This is a genomic window from Microbacterium aquimaris (assembly GCF_039531285.1).
Classification (GTDB): Bacteria; Actinomycetota; Actinomycetes; order Actinomycetales; family Microbacteriaceae; genus Microbacterium; species Microbacterium aquimaris.
The window spans coordinates 886,718-906,682 of sequence record NZ_BAAAPT010000002.1; the positions used below are offsets into that span (position 1 = coordinate 886,718).

General features: G+C 69.8%; 21 protein-coding genes and 1 tRNA gene. 8 read left to right on the plus strand and 14 right to left on the minus strand.

The window, feature by feature from the left end; all coding sequences use genetic code 11:
• The first annotated feature begins 2 nt into the window (after positions 1-2).
• Both ABD204_RS13840 and ABD204_RS13845 read left to right on the plus strand, forming a co-directional pair.
• Entirely contained in the window at positions 3-737 is a 735-nt protein-coding gene (locus ABD204_RS13840; RefSeq protein ID WP_241747978.1) for a response regulator transcription factor, read from the plus strand.
• On the plus strand, positions 734-2,323 hold the full coding sequence (locus tag ABD204_RS13845; protein ID WP_322597577.1) for a sensor histidine kinase: 1,590 nt from the start codon (positions 734-736) through the stop codon (positions 2,321-2,323). The genes ABD204_RS13840 and ABD204_RS13845 overlap by 4 nt, the downstream gene beginning before the upstream one ends.
• Here the strand turns inward: ABD204_RS13845 and ABD204_RS13850 are convergent.
• Positions 2,317-3,885: an FAD-dependent oxidoreductase gene (locus ABD204_RS13850; protein ID WP_322597576.1), complete on the minus strand. Its 1,569-nt coding sequence runs from the start codon at positions 3,883-3,885 to the stop codon at positions 2,317-2,319. The two genes, ABD204_RS13845 and ABD204_RS13850, sit on opposite strands and share 7 nt — an antisense overlap.
• Before the next feature lie 402 nt (positions 3,886-4,287).
• Between ABD204_RS13850 and ABD204_RS13855 the strand changes: the two genes are divergently transcribed.
• Positions 4,288-4,677 carry a hypothetical protein gene (locus tag ABD204_RS13855; protein ID WP_194424335.1) on the plus strand — a complete coding sequence of 130 codons (390 nt, stop codon included), beginning with the start codon at positions 4,288-4,290 and terminating at the stop codon, positions 4,675-4,677.
• 41 nt (positions 4,678-4,718) lie between these two features.
• Here ABD204_RS13855 and ABD204_RS13860 read toward each other — a convergent pair whose 3' ends face one another.
• From ABD204_RS13860 to ABD204_RS13880, 5 genes are all read right to left on the minus strand, one after another.
• Complete coding sequence (locus ABD204_RS13860) at positions 4,719-5,588, minus strand: FAD:protein FMN transferase (RefSeq protein WP_194424334.1); 870 nt, start codon at positions 5,586-5,588, stop codon at positions 4,719-4,721.
• The gene (locus tag ABD204_RS13865) at positions 5,585-6,007 is read right to left on the minus strand and encodes a hypothetical protein (RefSeq protein ID WP_194424333.1); all 423 of its coding nucleotides are present in this window, start codon (positions 6,005-6,007) and stop codon (positions 5,585-5,587) included. Before ABD204_RS13865 ends, ABD204_RS13860 begins: the two co-directional genes overlap by 4 nt.
• 70 nt (positions 6,008-6,077) lie before the next feature.
• Positions 6,078-7,112: a ribose-phosphate diphosphokinase gene (locus ABD204_RS13870; protein ID WP_194424332.1), complete on the minus strand. Its 1,035-nt coding sequence runs from the start codon at positions 7,110-7,112 to the stop codon at positions 6,078-6,080.
• Positions 7,102-8,550, minus strand: a complete 1,449-nt coding sequence (gene glmU / locus ABD204_RS13875) for a bifunctional UDP-N-acetylglucosamine diphosphorylase/glucosamine-1-phosphate N-acetyltransferase GlmU (protein ID WP_425561326.1) — start codon at positions 8,548-8,550, stop codon at positions 7,102-7,104. The genes ABD204_RS13870 and glmU overlap by 11 nt, the downstream gene beginning before the upstream one ends.
• A 4-nt stretch (positions 8,551-8,554) precedes the next feature.
• Positions 8,555-8,626: transfer RNA gene (locus tag ABD204_RS13880), tRNA-Gln, on the minus strand.
• Between the two features lie 241 nt (positions 8,627-8,867).
• On the opposite strand from ABD204_RS13880, the gene ABD204_RS13885 reads away from it, so the two are divergent.
• Both ABD204_RS13885 and ABD204_RS13890 read left to right on the plus strand, forming a co-directional pair.
• Positions 8,868-9,464: a LacI family DNA-binding transcriptional regulator gene (locus ABD204_RS13885; protein ID WP_322597575.1), complete on the plus strand. Its 597-nt coding sequence runs from the start codon at positions 8,868-8,870 to the stop codon at positions 9,462-9,464.
• 42 nt (positions 9,465-9,506) lie between these two features.
• Entirely contained in the window at positions 9,507-10,028 is a 522-nt protein-coding gene (locus ABD204_RS13890; protein WP_194424330.1) for a MarR family winged helix-turn-helix transcriptional regulator, read from the plus strand.
• On the opposite strand, the gene ABD204_RS13895 is transcribed toward ABD204_RS13890, so the two are convergent.
• Positions 10,009-11,820 carry an ABC-F family ATP-binding cassette domain-containing protein gene (locus tag ABD204_RS13895; RefSeq protein WP_194424329.1) on the minus strand — a complete coding sequence of 604 codons (1,812 nt, stop codon included), beginning with the start codon at positions 11,818-11,820 and terminating at the stop codon, positions 10,009-10,011. The genes ABD204_RS13890 and ABD204_RS13895 overlap by 20 nt on opposite strands.
• Before the next feature lie 118 nt (positions 11,821-11,938).
• Between ABD204_RS13895 and ABD204_RS13900 the strand changes: the two genes are divergently transcribed.
• From ABD204_RS13900 to ABD204_RS13910, 3 genes are read left to right on the plus strand one after another with little or no spacing between them, the layout of a single operon-like run.
• Positions 11,939-13,624, plus strand: a complete 1,686-nt coding sequence (locus ABD204_RS13900) for an FAD-dependent oxidoreductase (RefSeq protein ID WP_194424328.1) — start codon at positions 11,939-11,941, stop codon at positions 13,622-13,624.
• A complete protein-coding gene (locus ABD204_RS13905; RefSeq protein ID WP_194424327.1) occupies positions 13,621-13,911 on the plus strand; it encodes a metal-sensitive transcriptional regulator in 291 nt (96 codons plus the stop codon). Before ABD204_RS13900 ends, ABD204_RS13905 begins: the two co-directional genes overlap by 4 nt.
• A gap of 27 nt (positions 13,912-13,938) precedes the next feature.
• Positions 13,939-14,097 (plus strand): hypothetical protein, encoded by a 159-nt coding sequence (locus ABD204_RS13910; protein ID WP_194424326.1) that lies wholly within the window; start codon positions 13,939-13,941, stop codon positions 14,095-14,097.
• A 118-nt stretch (positions 14,098-14,215) separates the two neighbouring features.
• Here the strand turns inward: ABD204_RS13910 and ABD204_RS13915 are convergent, their stop codons facing one another.
• The 7 genes from ABD204_RS13915 to ABD204_RS13945 form a co-directional block, all read right to left on the minus strand.
• A complete protein-coding gene (locus ABD204_RS13915; protein WP_194424325.1) occupies positions 14,216-15,136 on the minus strand; it encodes an ABC transporter substrate-binding protein in 921 nt (306 codons plus the stop codon).
• Between the two features lie 79 nt (positions 15,137-15,215).
• Positions 15,216-15,932, minus strand: coding sequence for an ABC transporter permease (locus ABD204_RS13920; RefSeq protein WP_194424324.1), 717 nt, complete (start codon positions 15,930-15,932; stop codon positions 15,216-15,218).
• The gene (locus ABD204_RS13925) at positions 15,929-16,609 is read right to left on the minus strand and encodes an ABC transporter permease (RefSeq protein ID WP_194424323.1); all 681 of its coding nucleotides are present in this window, start codon (positions 16,607-16,609) and stop codon (positions 15,929-15,931) included. The genes ABD204_RS13920 and ABD204_RS13925 overlap by 4 nt, the downstream gene beginning before the upstream one ends.
• A gap of 1 nt (position 16,610) precedes the next feature.
• A complete protein-coding gene (locus tag ABD204_RS13930; RefSeq protein ID WP_194424322.1) occupies positions 16,611-17,474 on the minus strand; it encodes an ABC transporter ATP-binding protein in 864 nt (287 codons plus the stop codon).
• 85 nt (positions 17,475-17,559) lie between these two features.
• Entirely contained in the window at positions 17,560-17,859 is a 300-nt protein-coding gene (locus ABD204_RS13935) for a DUF427 domain-containing protein (protein WP_194424321.1), read from the minus strand.
• Between the two features lie 103 nt (positions 17,860-17,962).
• A complete protein-coding gene (locus ABD204_RS13940; protein WP_194424320.1) occupies positions 17,963-18,877 on the minus strand; it encodes a 4-(cytidine 5'-diphospho)-2-C-methyl-D-erythritol kinase in 915 nt (304 codons plus the stop codon).
• Between the two features lie 5 nt (positions 18,878-18,882).
• Positions 18,883-19,950 (minus strand): aldo/keto reductase, encoded by a 1,068-nt coding sequence (locus ABD204_RS13945; protein WP_194424319.1) that lies wholly within the window; start codon positions 19,948-19,950, stop codon positions 18,883-18,885.
• Between the last annotated feature and the right edge of the window lie 15 nt (positions 19,951-19,965).

The window sequence follows — 19,965 nt, forward strand, 5'->3', positions numbered from 1 at the left end:
ACATGACCACCCCGACTCCCGCCGCCGCCCTGACGCGACCCGACGGCTCCCCCCTGCGCGTGCTCGTCGTGGACGACGAGCAGATGCTGACCGACCTGCTGTCCATGGCTCTGCGGATGGAGGGGTGGGATGTGCGCACGGCCGCGTCCGGCCTCCAAGCGCTGCAGGAAACACGCGAGTTCGCTCCGGACGCCCTCGTGCTCGACATCATGATGCCCGACCTCGACGGCATGGCGGTGCTGCAGCGCCTGCGTCAGTCGGGAAACGACGTTCCGGTGCTGTTCCTCACGGCCAAGGACGCCGTCGGGGACCGTGTGGCCGGCCTGACCGCCGGTGGCGACGACTACGTCACGAAGCCGTTCAGCCTCGAAGAGGTCGTCGCACGTCTGCGCGGCCTCATGCGGCGTGCCGGAACAGCCCTGTCGGCCGAGACGGAGCCGATCCTGCGGGTCGGCGACCTCTCGCTGAACGAGGACAGTCACGAGGTCATCCGCGGCGACGACGAGATCGAATTGACCGCGACGGAGTTCGAGCTGCTGCGCTTCCTCATGCGCAATCAGCGACGCGTGGTCTCCAAGGCCCAGATCCTCGATCGCGTGTGGAATTACGACTTCGGCGGCCGTTCCAGCGTCGTCGAGCTGTACATCTCCTACCTCCGCAAGAAGCTGGACGCCGGCCGCGACCCGCTCATCCACACCGTCCGCGGCGTCGGATACATGATCAAGGCCCCGCAGTGACCTCAGCCGCGCCTTCTCGCGGACCCCGACGGTGGAGTCTGCAGGCGCGTCTGATCACCGCCATCGTCGCCGTCGTCGCACTGATCCTCGTGATGGTGGCGATCGCCACCAGCGCGGTCCTGGGGAGGGTGTTGCAGGACAACCTCAACGCTCAGGTGCAAAGCGCCGCGCAACAGACGGCAGGCACACTGCTCGACTTGAAGATCCCGCGCGAGAGCCAGCAGGTCACCGCGTCCGAGGTGTTGCAGTCCGGCAATCAGCCCCAGGGCACCGTCTTGGTGCTCCGCGGCGGCGGGGAGGGCACGGCCACCGGCGCGTACGTCGCAGGCCCCGGCGACATCGTCACCCTCACCGACATTCAGGTCGAAGACATCCTCCTCGGCGTCACGAGGCCGGAATACACCACCGTCGACATCGACGGGCTCGGCGACTACCGCATGTTCCCGTACCAGTCGCTCGGGTATGTCGCGTACGCCGGCATGCCCGAGTCCGGCGTCCAGGAGACCGTCACCCCCATCATCACCTCCGTCGTCCTCATGACCACGGGCGGGCTCATCCTCCTCGCCGCGATCGTGGCGTGGATCGTGAGGCGTTCCCTCGCTCCCCTTCGCGCGGTCTCCACGACGGCCACCCGGGTCGCCAATCAGCCGTTGGCCGAAGGAGATGTCTCGATCACCGAGCGGGTCCCCGAGGATCAGACCGACGAGGACACCGAGATCGGTCGCGTCGGTCATGCGCTGAACACGCTGCTCGACCACGTGGATTCGTCGCTGGATGCCCGCCAGCGCAACGAAGAACGGATGCGCCGGTTCGTCGCCGACGCCAGCCACGAGTTGCGCACCCCCCTGGCGTCCATCCGAGGGTTCTCCGAGTTGTCCCTTCGCGCGCTGCGCACCCACCCGGACTCTCCACAGGCCGCGGAAACCACCGAGCAGTCGCTCGAGCGCATCCAGGCCCAGTCGGTGCGGATGACCGACCTCGTCGAAGACCTGCTCCTGCTGGCACGGCTCGACGAAGGTCAGGAGCTGGTCTACAGCCCGATCGACCTCACCCAGATCGCGGTCGAGGCCGTCGCAGACGCACGACCGGCAGGGCCGGATCACGAATGGGTGCTCGAGGTGCCCGACGAGTCGTTGCACGTCGCCGGGGACTCCGCGCGGCTGCATCAGGTCGTGGCGAATCTTCTCGCCAATGCCCGCACCCACACTCCGGCCGGCACGAAGGTGACTCTCAGCGTCGTGCGCGACGGTGACGATGCGGTGCTCCGCGTGCGCGACGACGGTCCGGGTGTCGACCCGTCGATCGCCGACGAGCTGTTCGAACGGTTCTCACGCGCCGACCGGTCCCGCGCACGCAAGAGCGGCGGCACCGGACTGGGGCTGTCGATCGCCAAGGCGATCGTGGGCGCCCACGGCGGCCGCATCACCGTGCGCAGCGAGCCGGGCGACACCGTGTTCGAAGTCCGCATCCCCGCCCGTCCGGCCGATCCGACGGCCACGCCGGCGGAGCCGGAACTCGAGCCGGATATCGAGTCGGCGTCCGAGCCGGCGGCCGACTCGGACGACGCGGACGAGCCTCGTCAGTAGCCCGAGAAGGCGTCGGTCGTGATCGACCGCGCCCGCTCGAGTGCGGGGGCCAGGTCGGCGATCAATCTCGGCGGCCCGGAGATGTATGCGTGACGCATGGCGATGTCGGGAACGACCCTGATGAGCCCGTCGGCATCGAGCCGGACCCCTCGCGCCCAACGCCAGTGGGGCGCGAGGCCGGCCGGCTCGTCACGGGTGAAGACGACCACCGGCACACCGGAGGCCTCGATCTCCTCCCGGTACACCAGCTCGGAGGCTTCGGAGGCGATGTAGACCAGGACGACATCGCGATCCTGCTCCGTCAGCCGCGCCTGCCGCAGCTGCGACACGAAGGGGGTGACGCCGATGCCCGCCGCCACCATGAGTACCGGGCTGGACGTGCTCGTCGGAAGCAGGAAGTCCCCCCACACCCCCGTGACCGCCAACGAGGAGCCCTCCGTCACGTCCGCGAGCGCCTTCTTGTAGCTGCTCTGGGGCGCGCCTGCGCCGACGGCGTCGCGGAACGCGACCCGCACATCGGGGGCGTCGGCCGGTGCCGAAACGATGCTGAATTCACGCCGTGTGCCGCGTGCGTCCGGCCGACGGTGCGGGACGTCGAGCTCGAGGAACTGCCCCGGGGCGAACCGCAACGGCCGCTTCGTCCGGAAGGTGAGCTCCTGCACCGTCGGGGTGAGGTGGCGCCGTCGCGTGAGGGTCAACCGCATCGCCGTGCGGAAGGTGAAGGCGAACGCGAGCAGGTTGCCGATCAGCAGCGCGCGTTCCTGCCCGAGACCGACGGCACCGACATCGATGGGCCAGCCCGCGAGCACGCCGACCAGAGCCGCCACGATGAGCTGCTGCCAACGACGTGGCGGGAGCGTCAGCGGCTCGGAGAGCATGAACGCACCCAGGAACAGGAACGGTGAAGACCACAGCACCGGCCACACCAGATCGGCGCCCTCCACCGCGATCCCCGCCTGCTGGTACTGCACCGAGGTGCGCACCACCCCCACCCCGACCGCGACGACGAGGAACAGGGCGATCACGCGCACCTTCTCGGTGCGCCAGAGCACCGCGAGCCCGAACAGGATCACCGGGGCGGCCAGCACGGGGGTTCCCACCCACCACGACGAGGCACCGAGGGCCGGCACCGCGACGCTGAGAAGGGTGAGCACGGTCGCCCCGACGGCCGCGGGGTTGAAGATGTGCCGCCCTCGCCATGCCAACAGGTACTTCGACGCGGACGCGACGACACCGGCGATCGCGATGCCGCCCAATGCGGCCGGTTCGAGGGTGGGGCGCAAGACGAACACGAGGATGAAGGACGTGATCAGCGCGGACTCCAGCCGAAGCGGCAGCCGCACCACCCGATGGGCGATCGCATCCGTCACCACGCACGCCACCGCCAGCACCGCCAGGGTCACGATCAGCTCGACGGGGGTGGGGGCGACCAGACCGAGCATCGAGACGAGCAGCGCCACGACGCTCAAGCCGACCAGGGCGAGGAACACCACCCGGTACATCGACATACGGCCGAGCACCGCGAACACGCGGTTGGAGAACGAGGTCAACGACGCGATCACCCCACCACGCTAACGGTGTCCCCGCGGACGCTCGACAGGATCCCGAGCGTCGGCGCCAGATCCTTGCAGGAATCAGGCAGGGTCCGCTCGTACGGCGCTCGACCTATTGCCTTGGTCGCCGCCCGGGCGCATGCTGACACCCTGCGGGCCGACACTGGGGAGTGGACCGGACGGAATACCCGCTCGGGCTCGGCACCGCAGCCTCTGGGGAGCCGATCATGCACGTCGTCGATGCCGTCGTCGCCGCATCCTGTGCGGCGATCGTCCTGGGAACCTGTTCACTGCGTCGAGCCGACAGGAACTGCGAGCGCGCGCGAAGAGGGTGTCTGGTCGCGACCGCTCTCATGATCCTCGCTCTCCTGAACATCGTCATCGACGATCCTCGACAGAGCAGGGGATCCGATGGCGACGGCCGTGCACAGCGCGACCCTGGCGATGCCGGTCGTCCTCGTCGGCGTCGCACTGGTCGGCACACGAACCGCCGCTTCGACTCCACCCCATCGCCGGATGCGGGTCGTCGGGATCGCGGCGCACCCGGACGGCCTCGAGCTCGCAGCGGGCGCCACCTTGGCACGATGGGCAGCCGAGGGGGCGGCGGTCCACGGTCTCGTGACCGAGGGCGGCATCGATCCGGCCAGGGTGGTGCTGTCCGTCGGCCTGTGGGACGAGGAGGGCACCCTTCCCGCAAGCGATCTACGACGAGCCCTGGTGGCGGTCGACGGCGTCATGCCGGTCGGGGTCACACCTTTCTCCGCCATGACGGCAGCGCACTGGGACGCCCTCGCACCGTGAAAGGATCGTCGCGGCACGACGCCGACCCCCGCCGCACGGGGCTACGAGGTGAACAGCTGCGCGGTGCAGCCGGGAGAGTACTCGGCGCGACCGTCGGAGGTCATCCTCACCCACTCCACGCCCCACTCCCATGCGAGGCGCGGGCCGCCCTCGAAGAACAGCGCGGTCGCAACCGCATCGGCGTGCATCGCGTCGTCGGCGACGGCCCACGTCGCGACGATCGTCTGCACCGGTCGACCGGTGCGTCCGTCGATCACATGGTGGAGCCCGTTCCCCCAGGCGCGCCGGTTCGTCGCCGAGGCGCACAGCGCGGCATCCTGGATCTCCCATACGCCGATCACGCGGTGCGCGTCGTGGGGATGCTCGAGACCGACCCGTTCGACCGCCCCGCGCGTGCGGAGGTCGCCGCTGGCATCGACGGTGAGCGGCCCCGGCCGATCCGCCAACGCATCGAAGACGAGATCGACCAGCCGCCCCTTGCCCAGCGCCCCCACGTCGATGACGGCCGGGCGCGCGAGTCCGATCCGCTCGGGCGTCCAGGACAACACGCCCCTCCAGCGTTCTGCGGGCCGCGCGGGTCCGGGGCGGAGGGTGAGCGCCGCGTCGTATCCGATGGCGGCCAAAGCGTCACCGGCCAGCGGCGTGACCGCATCCGAGGTGGCGTCCGCGGCTGCGGCGAGGGCATCCAGCATCGCGCTCGCGTCGGATGGTGCGGGAAGGGCACCGGCCCCCGCAGCGAGGCGGGAGACCGTCGAGTCGGGCCGGAATCGCGACCAGGACCGGTCGAAGTCCGCGACGATGGTGCCGATCAGGTCGCGGGAAGCGGCGTCCGTCTCCTCCCCGGTCTCGATGCGCCAGGGCACGCCGATCGCGTCGAACCCCCACACCGCACGCGGGGTCGATGCGCTCACGCCGCCGAGTCGGCCTTGATCTGGTCCAGCGCCTGCCGAAAACCGCCGCTGGTGAGCGAGGAGCCGGCGACGCGCGAGACCGACACCTCGTCGATGTCCTTGCCGACCACCTCGGCCGCGATCCCGCCGATGAACTCCGCCTGATAACGCTGCGACTCCGCGTTGGTGGGCTCTCCGACCACCTCGACGGCGGTGACGATGTCCCCCTCGAGCGTCACGGTCACCGTCACGGTCTCCACCGACTCGGGAGTGGCGTATGAGCCTTCGGCGGTGTACGAGCCGTCGGCGTGGGAGGGCGAGCCTCCCCCGCTGTCCGCGGTGCCCGTATCTCCCGTCGCACAGCCACCCAGGAGGGCGGCACCGAGCACGCCGACGCCCGCGGCGGTCACGCGGACGGGGGTGACGACACGGACGGTCATGAGGTCTCCTCGGGTCGAGCGGTATCCGTCCCGCCCCGCGCGATGGTGGGGACGACGGGTGCGACCGCGATCAGGCGGCGCCGTTGAACATGCTCGTGACCGAGCCGTCTTCGAACACCTCGTGGATGGCGCGGGCCAGCAGCGGCGCGATCGGCAACACCGTCAGGGACGGGAAGCGCTTGTCGTCCGGGACCGGGACGGTGTCGGTGACGACCACCTCGTCGACCGCCTCGCTCTGCAGCCGCTGCGAGGCGGGGTCGCTGAAGATGGCGTGGGTGGCGGCCACGATCACGCGGAGGGCGCCATTGGCCTTGAGCGCCTCGGCGGCCTTGACGATCGTGCCGCCGGTGTCGATCATGTCGTCGACCAGGAGGCAGACGCGACCTTCGACGTCACCGACGATCTCGTTGACGGTGACCTGGTTGGCCACGTTCGGATCGCGTCGCTTGTGGATGATCGCCAGCGGCGCCCCCAGGCTGTCGGACCACGTGTCCGCCACGCGCACGCGACCGGTGTCGGGCGAGACGACGGTCAGCTGCTCCCGATCGGCGGCGGAGAGGTTCTGCTCGAAGTACTCCAGCAACACCGGCTTGGCGAACAGGTGGTCCACGGGACCGTCGAAGAATCCCTGGATCTGCGCAGCGTGGAGGTCCACGCTCATCACCCGGTCGGCACCGGCGGTTTTCAACAGGTCGGCGACCAGGCGGCCGCTGATGGGCTCGCGCCCGCGCCCCTTCTTGTCCTGGCGCGAATACGGATAGTAGGGCGCGACGACGGTGATGCGCTTCGCGGATGCGCGCTTGGCGGCATCGAGCATGATGAGCAGCTCCATGATCCACTCGTTCACCGGGGGACCGAACGACTGGACCAGGAACACGTCGCAGCCCCGGATGGAGACCTCGAACCGGGTGAGGATCTCACCCGAAGCGAACGTGCGGTACTCGGTGGGCACCAGTTGGGTGCCCAACGCCGTGGCGACGTCCTCGGCGAGCGCGTGATGCGATCGACCGGATGCCACCACCAGGCGCTTCTTGGTCTTGGCGACCAGGCCGGGGGCGACCTCGTGCTCCCGATCCAACTCGACCGTCTTCTTCTTACGCGCCATCGTCCGCCTTCTGTGCCGACCGGGCCCTCGCCGCCGCCTCTGCGGCTCCGGTACCCGATCTGTTCTTTTCGACCCACCCCTCGACATTGCGCTGAGGGGCGACGCTCAACGCCAGGGCACCCGGGGGCACATCCTTGCGAATGACGGCACCCGCGCCGGTCTTCGCGCCATCACCGATTCTAACGGGGGCGACGAAGACGTTGTGCGAGCCGCTGTGGACCTCGTCACCGATGACGGTGCGGTGCTTGTCGACGTCGTCGTAGTTCGCCGTGATCGCACCGGCGCCGAGGTTCACGCGGTCACCGATCTCGGTGTCGCCGATGTACGACAGGTGGGGCACCTTGCTGCCCTCACCGATGGTGGAGTTCTTCACCTCGACGAAGGTGCCGACCTTGCCACGCGGCCCCAGCTCGGCCCCGGGACGGAGATAGGCGAAAGGCCCGACGCTGGCTCCGTCGCCGATCACGGCGAAGGTGGCGTCGGTGCGCGTCACGGTGGCGCGCGCGCCGACCTCGCAGCCGACCAGGCTGGTGTCGGGGCCGATGGTCGCGCCCTCCCCGACCGTCGTCGCGCGCAGCACCTGCGTGCCGGGCAGCAGGGTGACATCGGGGGCGAGCGTGGCGGTGACGTCGATCCAGGTGGTGGCGGGGTCGAGCACCGTGACGCCCTCGAGCTGCCAACGGCGCACGGTTCGGGCGTTCAGAGTCCGCGCCGCCTCCGACAGCTGCACGCGGTCGTTCACCCCGAGCGCCGCGGCGCTGTCGGGCGCGACGGCCGCCGCGACCGGGCGCTGCGCAGCCCGGGCGAGGGCGATCACGTCGGTGAGGTATTTCTCCCCCTGCGCGTTGTCGGTCCCGATCTCGGCCAGGTGCACGCGCAGAGTGTCGATCTGGAACACGTACACGCCGGCGTTGATCTCACCCACGCCTCGCTCCGCTTCGGAGGCGTCCTTCTGCTCCACGATGCGCAGCACGTCACCGGAGGCGTCGCGGATCACGCGGCCGTACCCGGTCGCGTCCTCCAGGAGCGCGCTCATCACGGTGGCCCCCGCCGAGCGATCGCGGTGGGCGTCGACCAGCGCCGACAGGGTGTCTTCCTGCAGCAGCGGCACATCGCCGCTGAGGACGACGACATCGCCGTCGAAATCGGCGAGTGCCTCCAAGGCGACCTCCACCGCGCGGCCTGTACCGGGGATGTCGTCCTGGTCGACGACGATCGCCTCGGGGGCTTCGTCGGCGATCTCGGCGGCGACCCGGTCGCGTTCGTGACGGACCACGGCGACCACGCGCGCCGGTCGGAGGGAACGGGCGGTGGCCAGGACATGGCCGACGAGCGATCGCCCGCCGATGCGGTGCAACACCTTCGGGGTCGAGGACTTCATCCGCGTGCCCTGACCCGCGGCCAGGACGATGACGGCCAACTGCGTGTCGGTGCTCACCATGCTCCGCCGCCAGGACTCGAACCTAGACCTCACAGCTCCAAAGGCTGTCGTGCTGCCATTACACCACGGCGGACCGCGGCCCCGCGGGGCCGCCCCTCCAGTCTGCCAGCCTTTCCGGTGTGCTTCCGCCGCACCACGCGCCCGGCGGCGGTCACCCCCTGTCGGCCTCGGGCACGACGACCGGCGGGAGAGACCACACTCCGAACGTCGCATGCGTCGCGTGGAGCACCACGACGTGCGCATCCGTCTCGAGGAGCGCATCGCCGAACACCGTCCGCGCACCGCGCGGATCGGACAGCTCGGCGACGTCGAGCGTGATCCGTGCCTCTGCGCGCGCGGCGAGCACAAGGACGCTTTCGTCCGGGTGCTCTCGGACGAACACGATCGCATCGTCCTCGACGTGCAGCCAGCGCCTCGCGCATATCGGGGCCGACCCCGATTTCGATCTGGATTTCCACATCCCCACTCGTCGGTGGCAGGGATTCCTGCAGGCCCTCGCCGATGCCGGGATCTCTCCGCCGCCGACCCACTATGAACCCGCCGATTTCACCGTCGAGGGTGACTACCAGGCCGCCAAGCAGCTCCTCGGACGACCCGGCGCGCGTCCGACCGCGATCTTCGCCGCCTCGGACGAGATGGCCATCGGCGCCATCCTGGCCGCGCGCGACCTCGGCTTCCGCGTGCCCGAAGACATGTCGGTCGTCGGAATCGACGGCCACGAACTCGGGGGCTTCTTCCAACTGACCACAGTGGACCAGTTCCCCGCCCGCCAGGGTGAACACGCCGCCGCCGCCATCCTCGACCAGCTCGACACCGACCGTCCCCTCATCCAGCGCCGAGAGGACTCGCCGTACGAGCTGATCGTGCGGGGGAGCACCGCGCGTCCCTCCACCATGCGCGACGACGGATGACACGGCACCGGGGCCACACGGGGAACGCGCGATAATGAAGGGATGAGCATCCCCTCCGACGAAGTGGACCGCATCGTCGGCGCGTGGGGCGTGCAGCGACCCGACCTCGATTTCTCCCCCCTCGAGGTGCTCTCCCGTGTCGATCGACTCTCGCGGCACCTCGACCGCGCACGACGCGAGGCGTTCCAGCGCAGCGAACTGGAGCCGTGGGAATGGGATGTGCTGTCCGCACTGCGGCGCGCGGGCGAACCGTTCCAACTCAGCCCCAAGCAGCTGCTCACGCAGACCCTGGTCTCCAGCGGCACGATGACCAACCGCATCGACCGCCTCGTCGGACGCCGTCTGGTGCGGCGCGAAGCCGACCCTGCCGACGGCCGCAGCGTGCTGGTGACCCTCACCGACGACGGCAGGACCCGGGTCGACGCCGCCATCACCCGCCTCGTCGATGCGGAGGCGCTCCTGCTGGAGGCGCTCTCCCGCACCGACCGCGACCGCCTCGCCGCGCTGTTGCGCAAGCTGAGCCTGGGCTTCGACGTCGCCCCCGTCAGCCCACACGCTCCGTGAGCGCGAACCACTGCTGCTCGATCTCGTCCCGCTCGGCTTCCATGGCCGTGATCTTGGCCATCTCCTCACCGAGTCCGACGTAGTCCGACTGGTCGTGGTCGGCCAGCGCGGCACGAGCGGAGTCGATCGAACGTTCCAGTTTCTCGAGGCGCCTCTCCAGCGAGGCCATCTCCTTCTGGGCGGATCGACGTTCTGCACCCGACAGACCTGTCGCGGCCGGTTCCGACGAGGTCGTCCCCGGTCCGGCCCCCTCGCGCTCCTCGAGTGCGCGCAGGCGGAGGTACTCGTCGACCCCTCCCGGAAGGTGCCGCAGGTGTCCGCCGAGGATGGCGTACTGCTGGTCGGTCACGCGCTCGAGGAAGTAACGATCATGCGAGACGACCAGGAGGGTCCCCGGCCACGTGTCCAGGAGGTCTTCCATCGCCGCGAGCATGTCGGTGTCGAGATCGTTGGTCGGCTCATCGAGGATCAACACGTTGGGCTGCTCGAGGAGGATCAGCAGCAGCTGCAACCGCCGCTTCTGCCCGCCCGAGAGATCCTTCACCGGTGTGGAGAGTTGGGCGCTTGCGAACCCCATGCGTTCGAGTAGCTGCCCCGGCGTGAGTTCCTGGGCCTTGGAGCCCGACCCGAAGGTGTAGGTGGTACGGAGCCCGCCCACGACGACCCGGACCGGTTCGTCGAGGTGTTCCTCAAGTTCGTCCAGGCGTTGGGTGAGAGTGGCCACCTGCACCGTCTTCCCGCGCTTGACCCGCCCCGAGGTGGCCTCGACCTCTCCGGAGACCAAACCGAGGAGCGTGGACTTCCCCGCGCCGTTGACACCGAGGATCCCGGTACGCTCCCCCGGTGCGATGCGCCACTCCACCGGATGCAGCACCGTGCGCTCCCGGCCCGTGAGCGCGTCGGGGTAGGTCACCGACGCATCCAGCAGATCCACCACGTCCTTGCCGAGGCGGGAGACGGCCAGTGATCTCAGCGACACCCCGTCCCGGATCTCGGGCACATCCTCGATCAGCGCGTTCGCCGCGTCGATGCGGAATTTCGGCTTGGAGGTGCGCGCCGGCGCTCCGCGCCGCAACCAGGCGAGCTCCTTGCGGGCGAGGTTACGTCGGCGTTGCTCGATGGCCGCCGCCTGACGGTCGCGTTCGACGCGCTGGAGGATGTAGGCGGCGTAGCCACCCTCGAACGGTTCGACGACGCGGTCGTGCACCTCCCATGTCTTGGTGCACACCTCGTCGAGGAACCACCGATCGTGGGTGACCACCAGGAGCGCGCCGGATCCGGGCGCCCACCGTCGCTTGACGTGGTCGGCCAGCCACGCGATCGCCTCGACGTCCAGATGGTTGGTCGGCTCATCCAGGAACAGGACGTCGCGGTCTTCGCACAGGAGCCGTGCCAGCGCGACACGGCGACGCTGCCCGCCGGACAGATCGCGCACCGGAGCCTCCCAGGGCAGAGCGCCCAACAGCCCGGCGATCACGTCGCGCACACGCGCGTCACCCGCCCACTCGTGCTCCGGACGATCTCCGACCACGGCCTCGGCGATCGTGAGGGCGTCATCGAGCGTGTCCGCCTGGTCGAGCACGCCCACCCGCACCCCGCCGCGCACGGTGACCCGGCCCGAATCGGGCTCGAGTCGACCGGCGAGCATCGCCATCAGACTGGATTTCCCATCGCCGTTGCGCCCGACGATGCCGATGCGATCGCCCTCGTCGACCCCGAGCGAGACGGAGTCGAAGACCACGCGGGTGGGGAATTCCAGGTGGAGGGCCTCGGCCCCGAGCAGATGCGCCATAGACCTTCCAGGCTACGCGGTCCTCGGCATACCCCTTCCTACCGATCCGCGTGATACCCCCTGGGGTATGCTAGCGTTGCCTGTGTCACATACCCCACAGGGTATCGAAAGGAGCACCATGCGCATCATCGTCGTCGGAGGCGTCGCCGCGGGCATGAGCGCGGCCGCGCGGGCCCGCCGCCTGGACGAGTCGGCCGAGATCATCGTCCTCGAGCGCGGCTCGGAGGTGTCCTTCGCCAATTGCGGCCTGCCCTACCACCTGAGCGGTGAGATCGCCGAGGCCGACGACCTGCTCCTGCACACGCCGGACTCGCTCCGCGCCGCACTCGATCTCGACGTGCGCCTCCACCACGACGTCACCGGGATCGACCCCGAGACGAAGACGATCACCGCCGCCGCCCCGGACGGCATGGTCGAGATGACCTACGACGCACTCGTCCTCACGCCCGGCGCGGCCGCGCTGCGCCCGCCGCTACCCGGCCTCGACTCTGCGCGAGTACGCACCCTCCGCACCGTCGGCGATGCCGTCGCGTTGCGCGAGCAGGTCACGTCGGGGGCGCGCCGCGCGGTGGTGCTCGGCGCCGGCTTCATCGGCGTCGAAGCCGCCGAGGCGCTGCGCGAAGCGGGCCTGTCGGTGGATGTCGTCGAACTCGCCCCACACGCCCTCCCCCCGCTCGAACGCGAGCTGGCCTCCCTCGTCCACGACGAACTCACCGCGCTCGGCGTCACGATGCACGCCGGCGTCGCGGCGGAGTCGATCGACTCCGGGAGCGAGGTCGACCACGTCCACCTCGCCGACGGGACGGTCATCGCCGCAGACCTCGTCGTGCTCTCCGTGGGCGTGCACCCCGACACCGCCTTCGCCGCGGAGGCCGGTGTGGAAACGCTGCGAGGGGCCATGATCGTGGACGACCGCGGACGGACCTCCCTCCCCGATGTGTGGGCCGCCGGCGACGCCACCGTCAGCGTCGACGCGGTCACCGGCGCCGCGCGTCCGGTCGCTCTGGCGGGCCCGGCCAACCGTGCCGGGCGACTCATCGCCGACGACATCCTCGGCGGCGACATCACCGCCCGCCGGGTCCCGCCGGCCCTCGGCACCGCGATCGTGCGCGTCGGGGCCCTCACCGTCGCCATGACCGGCGCGAACCGACGGAGCCTGGACGATGCGGGGATCGTGTACGAAACGGTCCATCTCCACCCGAACCAGCACGCGGGTTACTTCCCCGGCGCAGCGCCGGTACACCTGCTCGCCCACATCGACCCGACCGACGGGCGGATCCTCGGAGCCCAGGCTGCGGGCGTCGAGGGCGTCGACAAGAGGATCGACGTCATCGCGACCGCGATGCGCGGCGGACTCCACGCGCCGGATCTCATCGACCTGGATCTGAGCTACTCGCCGCCCTACGGCTCGGCCAAGGACGCCGTGAACATGCTGGGCATGGTCGCCGAGAATCTCGTCAACGGCCGCCTCCGTCTGTGGCACGCCGCGGACGCCACCGACGGCGCCGACGCGCTGGTGCTCGACGTGCGCTCGCCCGCGGAGTTCGCCACCGGTCATCTGCCCGGCGCCCTCAACATCCCTCACACCGAGTTGCGCGAGCGCATCGACGAGGTCCGCGAGGCGGCCGCCGGACGGCCCGTGCGCGTGCTGTGCGCGGCGGGTGTGCGCTCCAACATCGCCCACCGCGTACTCGTCGCCCACGGCTTCGACTCCACGTCGTTGTCGGGCGGGACCCGCACCCTCCGACAGTGGTTCGGCGCCGACGTCGACCGCGTCCTTGTCACCGAAGGAGTCCTCGCATGATGATCACCGGTACCGCCGAAGAGCAGGCCGCGGCCCGCAAGAAGATCGTGAACCGTCTGCGGCGCGCACAGGGTCAGCTCAACGCGGTCATCACCGCGGTCGAATCCGACGCCAGTTGCCGCGACGTCGTCACCCAGCTGGCCGCCGTCACGAGCGCGCTGGACCGGGCGGGCTTCGCGATCGTGTCCACCGCGATGCGCGACTGCGTCGTCGACCCCGACGGCGCCGAAGCCACCGAGGGCCTGACCGTCGACGAGCTCGAGAAACTCTTCCTCACGCTCGCCTGACCCCGAACCTCCGGAAAGGAGCACGACATGTGTAGACAAGTCACCTGCAAGACCTGCGGCAAAGCAACCTGGGCCGGCTGCGGCCAGCACGTCGAGCAAGCGCTCGCCGGCGTCCCCCGCGCCCAGCGGTGCGCCGGTCACGAGACGCCCGCGAAGAAGGGCTTCTGGAGCGCCTTCCTCCGCTGATCTGCCCCACCGAGCCACCCCTTTCACACCGAGGCAAGATCGGGGCGGCTCGGCGCAGGAGCAGACGACGAAGGGGCCCCGCCGTCCGTGACGGTGGGGCCCCTTGATGTCGTGCGGGTCAGCTGAGGCCGTTCTCCGAGAGCCACTGGGCGGCGATGTCGGACGCGGACATCTGATCCTCGGTGCTCTGCACGTTCATGGCCACGAGCGCCTGGGGGGTGAGGGCGGCGCTGACGGCGTCGATCGTCTCGGCGATCTCGTCGGCGATCTCGACGTTGACCACCGGGACAACGTTCGACGCCAGGAACAGGCCCTCGGGATCCTCCAGAACGACGAGATCCTGGGTCTGGATACGCGGGTCGGCGGTGTAGACGTTCGCGACGTTCACGGTGCCGGCGACGAGGTCCTGCACGGTCGTGTCACCGGTGGCGGAGAACTCCACCGTGACGCCGTACGTCTCCTCGAGGCCTTCGGGACCGTAGGGACGCTCGGCGAGCTCGGGCGGGCCGCCCAGGGTGAGCGTCTCGTCGACACCCGCGAGGTCGGCGATGGTCGTCAGCCCGTTCGCCTCGGCGAAGGCGGCCGTGACCGTGTAGGAGTCCTGATCGCTCGCACTGGACTGGTCGAGCACGGTCAGCGTCTCCGGGAGGGCATCCGGCAACGCGGCGTAGACGTCCTCGGCCGTGCGCGCCTCGGTCTCGGGGTCGAAGAACTGCAGCAGGTTCCCCGAGTACTCCGGGAACAGGTCGACCGAGCCGTCCTCCAGGGCGGGGATGTAGGCGTCGCGCTGGCCGATGCTGAACTGTCGCTCCACGTCGAAGCCGGCGTCCTCGAGTGCCTGCGCGTAGATCTCCGCGATGATCTCGTTCGAGTAGTAGGCCTGCGAGCCGACGACGATCGTGCTGGATTCGGTGGTGTCGCCGCCCGCGTCTGCGCTGTCGTCGAGCGGGTCGCTCGACGAGCAACCCGCCAGAACCAGGGCGGCCGACGCCGTCAGAGCGGCCCCTGCCGCGAGAGTGGACCTGCGTGCTGTGAACATTGCTGTCTCCTTCTGCTGTGGTGAAGATGTGCCTGCGGTGGTGGGAACGGATGTCGGGTTGCGGAGCGGCGCGGGTGCCTCACGCGGCCGGGGCCGCGCGCTTCCGGCGTGCTGCGCGAGCGCCGGAGGCGACTTTGATGCCGCGCGGGACGACGGCGTGCTGCACCAGGGCGAACATCCCGTCGAGGATGAGTGCGAGCGCCGCGACCAGCAGGGCACCCCCGAGCACCATCTCGATGCGCCGCAACGCGATGCCCGTGATGATGTACTGCCCGAGTCCGCCGAGGCCGATGTACGCCGCGATGGTGACGGTCGCCACCACCTGGAGGGTTCCGGCACGCAGACCCGCGACCAGAAGCGGCAGTCCCAGCGGCGCTTCGATCTTGCCGAGGATCTGCCACCCGGTCATGCCCGTCGCGCGACCGGCGTCGATCACCCTCCGGTCGACCGCTTCGAGGCCGGCGTAGGCGCCCGCCAGTACCGAGGGGATGGCGAGGATCACGAACGAGGCGATCGCCGCCTCCGCCTTGTGCAGCACACCGAACACGAGGACGAGCAGCAGGATGAGTCCGAACGACGGGATCGCGCGCGCCGCCCCCGAAACGGTCACCGCGACCTCGCGCCCCTTGCCGGTGTGGCCGATCAGCCATCCGATGGGGATCGCCACGGCGGCCGCGACGGCGACCGAGAAGAACGTGAACCAGAGGTGCTCCAGGATCGCGACGCCGATCGGCGCCAGGCCCGCCCCGGGCTCACCGGAGAAGATCCATGCGATGGCATCGACGAAGAGGTTCATGCGGCCGCCTCCTGCACGCCCACCCGCACCGCGCGCTCACCCGACCCGGTCCGCACCCAGGGCATCAGCGCGCGGCCGGCGAGCACCAGGAGTCCGTCGACGACGAGGGCGATGATCATCACCGCGACCACGCCGGCGAAGATCTCCGCGATGATCTCGCGCTGATAGCCGTTCGTGAAGAGGTAGCCGAGGTTGGTCACCCCCACCAGGATCCCCACCGTCGCGAGCGAGATCGTGCTGACCGCGGCGACCCGGAGTCCCGAGAGGATGACAGGTCCGGCCAGCGGGAGCTCGACGGCGAAGAAACGCCGGAACGCCCCGTACCCGACCGCGGTCGAGGCCTGCCGAACCCCGGGGTCCACCGAGTCGAGTCCGTCGGCGACCGATCGCACGAGCAACGCGATCGCATAGATGGTCAGGGCGACGATGAGGTTCGTGTCGCTGAAGAGGTTGTAGCCGAACAGCGAGGGGAGCAGGATGAGCAGGGCGAGCGACGGGATCGTGTAGAGCAGACCGGTGATGGTGATGATGCTGCTACGCACGAGCTTGTAGCGCCACGCGACCCACCCGAGTGGGACGGACAACACGAACCCCAGCAGGATCGGAATGATGCTCTGCCGCAGGTGGATGAGGGTCAGTTCGGCGATGAGGTCGAGGTTGTCGAGGACCCAGGTCACGTCATCCGCCCCCCTCGACGAGCGAGCCCTGGGCGCGACCGTCGCCGTCGACGACGACGGTGCCGTGGTCGGTGTGCTTGAGGTGGAGGGCGCGCTTGCCCTTGTCGGCGCCGATGAAACTCTCCACGAACGCGGCGGCGGGATTCTCGGTGATCTCGTTCGGCGTGCCGATCTGCGCGACCTCGGCACCCTTTTCGAGGATGACGACCTGGTCGCCGAGGAGGAAGGCCTCGTCGATGTCGTGGGTGACGAACACGATGGTCTTGCCGATCTCACGCTGCAGTCGCAGCAGCTCCTCCTGCAGCTCGGCGCGGACGATCGGATCGACCGCGCCGAAGGGCTCGTCCATGAGCAGGATGTTCGGATCGGCGGCCAGGCCTCGGGCGACGCCGACACGCTGCTGCTGCCCGCCCGAGAGCTGACTGGGGTACCGCTTGGCCATCGCCCGGTCCAGCCCGACGGTGTCCATGAGCTCGAGTGCGCGGGACCGGGCGTCACGGCGGGATGTCCCGCGCAGGACCGGGACGGTGGTGATGTTGTCCAGGACGGTGAAATGCGGCAGCAGGCCCGAGTTCTGCATGACATAGCCGATGCTGCGCCGGAGGGCTACCGGGTCGCGTTCGGCGATGTCTTCGCCGTCGATCGTGATCGCGCCGGAGGACGGCTCGACCATGCGGTTGATCATGCGCAACAGCGTGGTCTTGCCCGAGCCCGACGACCCCACCAGGACGGTCGTCCGGTGTGGGGGGATGTGCAAGGTGAACTCCCCCACGGCGCGTGTGCCGTCGGGGAAGACCTTGGTGACGTCGCGGAAGTGGATTCCGCCGGGTACGTCGCCGGATGCGGCGGGAGTGGTCTCGGCCATCGTCGCTCTCTGTCGTCGGTCGCGTCGCGCGCGTCGTGCGTGCCGGTGAGCCGGGGTACGACCGCGAACGCGGCCGACGTCGGCGTCAGGAGATCTCGATGCTCCGGTCGAAGGCGATGTATCCGGCGAAGTCGGTGCCGACGCGCTCGACGGCGCCGGGGCGCAGGTCGGGGTAGGCCCACGCCCCGTCGTGGAGGGTCTCCCCCGCGGCGGTCACATGGTGATAGCGCGCGGGCCCCTTCCACGGACACGTGTAGGCGGTCGGGCTGGGTGAGAGCACTCCGTCGGCCACGCTCACAGGCGGCCAGTACCAATTGCCCTCGATGCGGACGAGGTCGCTCTCCTCGGCTTCGGCGATCACCACGCCGTTCAGTCGTGCCTTCATGATTCCTCCCGGAGGGGCGTGTCCCCCACCGTAGCGGCTGGCGGCGACGTCGGGGCGGGATGCCGACAAGATTGCGCGACACGTCCGCGTACGGTAAGGACCGTCACACGACGCGGGCGCCGTGGACCGGGCCGTGGACGTGGAGGGCGGCATGCCCGGACGCCGAGAGGGTCACCTGCAGATCCAGCGCCGCCTCCGGCCCCTCCGCGAGGAAGGCCACGGTCGGTCCGGAGCCGGAGACCAATCCGGCCAGCGCACCGGCCTGTTCGCCCGATTCGAGGAGGTCACGCAGGTCCGGGCGGAGGCTGAGGGCGGCGACCTGGAGGTCGTTTCGTGCGTGCTGCGCGAGCGCGACGGCGTTGCCGGCCCGCAGGGCGTGGAGCACCGCCGGATCCACGTCGGGCGACGCGGCCGCCGGCCGGATGTCGGGGCGACGCCGAAGCTCGTCGAGGCGCCCGTAGACGTCCGGGGTCGACAGCCCCTCCTCCGCGGTCACGACCACCCAGTCGAAGCGACCCTTCGCCAACGCCGGACTCAACTGGTCGCCGCGCCCGGTGCCCACCGCCGTGCCCCCCATCAACGCGAAGGGCACATCCGCCCCCAGCCGGCCGGCGAGGCGCTGCAGCTCCGACGATCCGAGCTCGCCGCCCCACAGCATGTCGCACGCGACGAGCGCGGCGGCGGCGTCGGCCGAGCCGCCACCCATGCCGCCGGCGACGGGGACCTGCTTGACGATCTCGAGATGCACTCCGCCGTCGTGGCCCAACCGCTGGGCGACCATTCGGGCGGCCCGCAGCGCGAGGTTGCGATCGTCGGAGGGCACTCCGGACAGGTCCACCGAACCGCTGACCCCGACGGAGAAGCCGTCGGCCGGTCGGGCATAGACGTCCTCCCACAGCGAGACCGCCTGATACGCCGATGCGACGTCGTGGTAGCCGTCGTCCTGGGCGCGGCCGACCTCGAAGAAGAGGTTCAGCTTTCCCGGTGCGCGCACGTGCACGCGATCGGAGACGGCCATGACGGTCACAGCTTCGCCGAGTCCGCCCAGAGGTCGACCTCGATGCCGCCCGCGAGGGAGTCGATGCGCTCGAGCTCCTCCATCGTGAAGGCCGGCCCGTCGAGCGCCGCGAGGTTCTCGTCGAGTTGTGAGGTCCGTGATGCCCCGATCAGGGCGGAGGCGACGACCCGGTCGCGCAGGACCCACTGCAGGGCCATCTGAGCCAGGGTCTGTCCTCGTTCCTTGGCCACGACATCGAGACCTCGCAGCGTGACGACTCCGGACTCCGACAATCCCCGCGCCGGCAGCGACGAACGCTGCTGTGCACGCTCGGCCCGCCCGTCGCCGAGGTACTTGTCCGTCAACAGACCCTGCGCGAGGGGGGTGAAGGCGATCGCGCCCATGCCCTCTTCGGTCAGGGTGCGGGTCAGCCCGTCCTCGACCCAACGGTTGAGCATCGAGTACGACGGCTGATGGATCACCAGCGGGGTACCCAGGGAACGCGCCACGGCTGCGGCCTCCGCGGTGCGCTCGGCGCTGTACGACGAGATGCCCACGTACAGCGCCTTGCCCTGGCGGACGAGGGTGTCCAGCGCGGCCACGGTCTCGGCGACCGGGGTCAGCGGGTCGGCACGGTGGGAGTAGAAGATGTCGACGTATTCCAGCCCCATGCGCCGCAGCGACTGTTCGGCGCTGGCAAGGATGTACTTGCGCGAGCCGAAGTCGCCGTAGGGCCCCGGCCACATGTCCCAGCCGGCCTTCGACGAGATGATCAGTTCGTCCCGGTACGGCCGGAAGTCCTCGGCGAAGATCCGTCCGAAGTTCTTCTCGGCCGACCCGTACGGCGGACCGTAGTTGTTGGCGAGGTCGAAGTGGGTGATGCCCCGGTCGAAGGCGTGACGCAGCAGCTCCCGCTGACGGTCGAGCGGGATGTTGTCGCCGAAGTTCCACCACAGGCCGAGGGAGATCGCGGGGAGGTGGAGTCCGGACCCGCCCACCTGCCGGAAGTGTCCGCCGTCGTACCTTTCGGAGGCCGCCGCGAACGGTCGGTGCAGGTCGGGGACGTCGTCTCGAAAGCGTGGCTGGTCGCTCATGGAACGAGGCTAGCG

Coding starts and splice junctions, on each gene's coding strand:
- ABD204_RS13935 (WP_194424321.1), bottom strand. CDS start 17,859: ATGAAGGCACGACTGAACGGCGTGGTGATCGCCGAAGCCGAGGAGAGC.
- ABD204_RS13855 (WP_194424335.1), top strand. CDS start 4,288: ATGGCGACGGCCGTGCACAGCGCGACCCTGGCGATGCCGGTCGTCCTC.
- ABD204_RS13890 (WP_194424330.1), top strand. CDS start 9,507: ATGAGCATCCCCTCCGACGAAGTGGACCGCATCGTCGGCGCGTGGGGC.
- ABD204_RS13920 (WP_194424324.1), bottom strand. CDS start 15,932: ATGAACCTCTTCGTCGATGCCATCGCATGGATCTTCTCCGGTGAGCCC.
- ABD204_RS13930 (WP_194424322.1), bottom strand. CDS start 17,474: ATGGCCGAGACCACTCCCGCCGCATCCGGCGACGTACCCGGCGGAATC.
- ABD204_RS13865 (WP_194424333.1), bottom strand. CDS start 6,007: ATGACCGTCCGTGTCGTCACCCCCGTCCGCGTGACCGCCGCGGGCGTC.
- ABD204_RS13945 (WP_194424319.1), bottom strand. CDS start 19,950: ATGAGCGACCAGCCACGCTTTCGAGACGACGTCCCCGACCTGCACCGA.
- ABD204_RS13905 (WP_194424327.1), top strand. CDS start 13,621: ATGATGATCACCGGTACCGCCGAAGAGCAGGCCGCGGCCCGCAAGAAG.
- ABD204_RS13910 (WP_194424326.1), top strand. CDS start 13,939: ATGTGTAGACAAGTCACCTGCAAGACCTGCGGCAAAGCAACCTGGGCC.
- ABD204_RS13870 (WP_194424332.1), bottom strand. CDS start 7,112: ATGGCGCGTAAGAAGAAGACGGTCGAGTTGGATCGGGAGCACGAGGTC.
- ABD204_RS13840 (WP_241747978.1), top strand. CDS start 3: ATGACCACCCCGACTCCCGCCGCCGCCCTGACGCGACCCGACGGCTCC.
- ABD204_RS13915 (WP_194424325.1), bottom strand. CDS start 15,136: ATGTTCACAGCACGCAGGTCCACTCTCGCGGCAGGGGCCGCTCTGACG.
- ABD204_RS13940 (WP_194424320.1), bottom strand. CDS start 18,877: ATGGCCGTCTCCGATCGCGTGCACGTGCGCGCACCGGGAAAGCTGAAC.
- ABD204_RS13900 (WP_194424328.1), top strand. CDS start 11,939: ATGCGCATCATCGTCGTCGGAGGCGTCGCCGCGGGCATGAGCGCGGCC.
- ABD204_RS13895 (WP_194424329.1), bottom strand. CDS start 11,820: ATGGCGCATCTGCTCGGGGCCGAGGCCCTCCACCTGGAATTCCCCACC.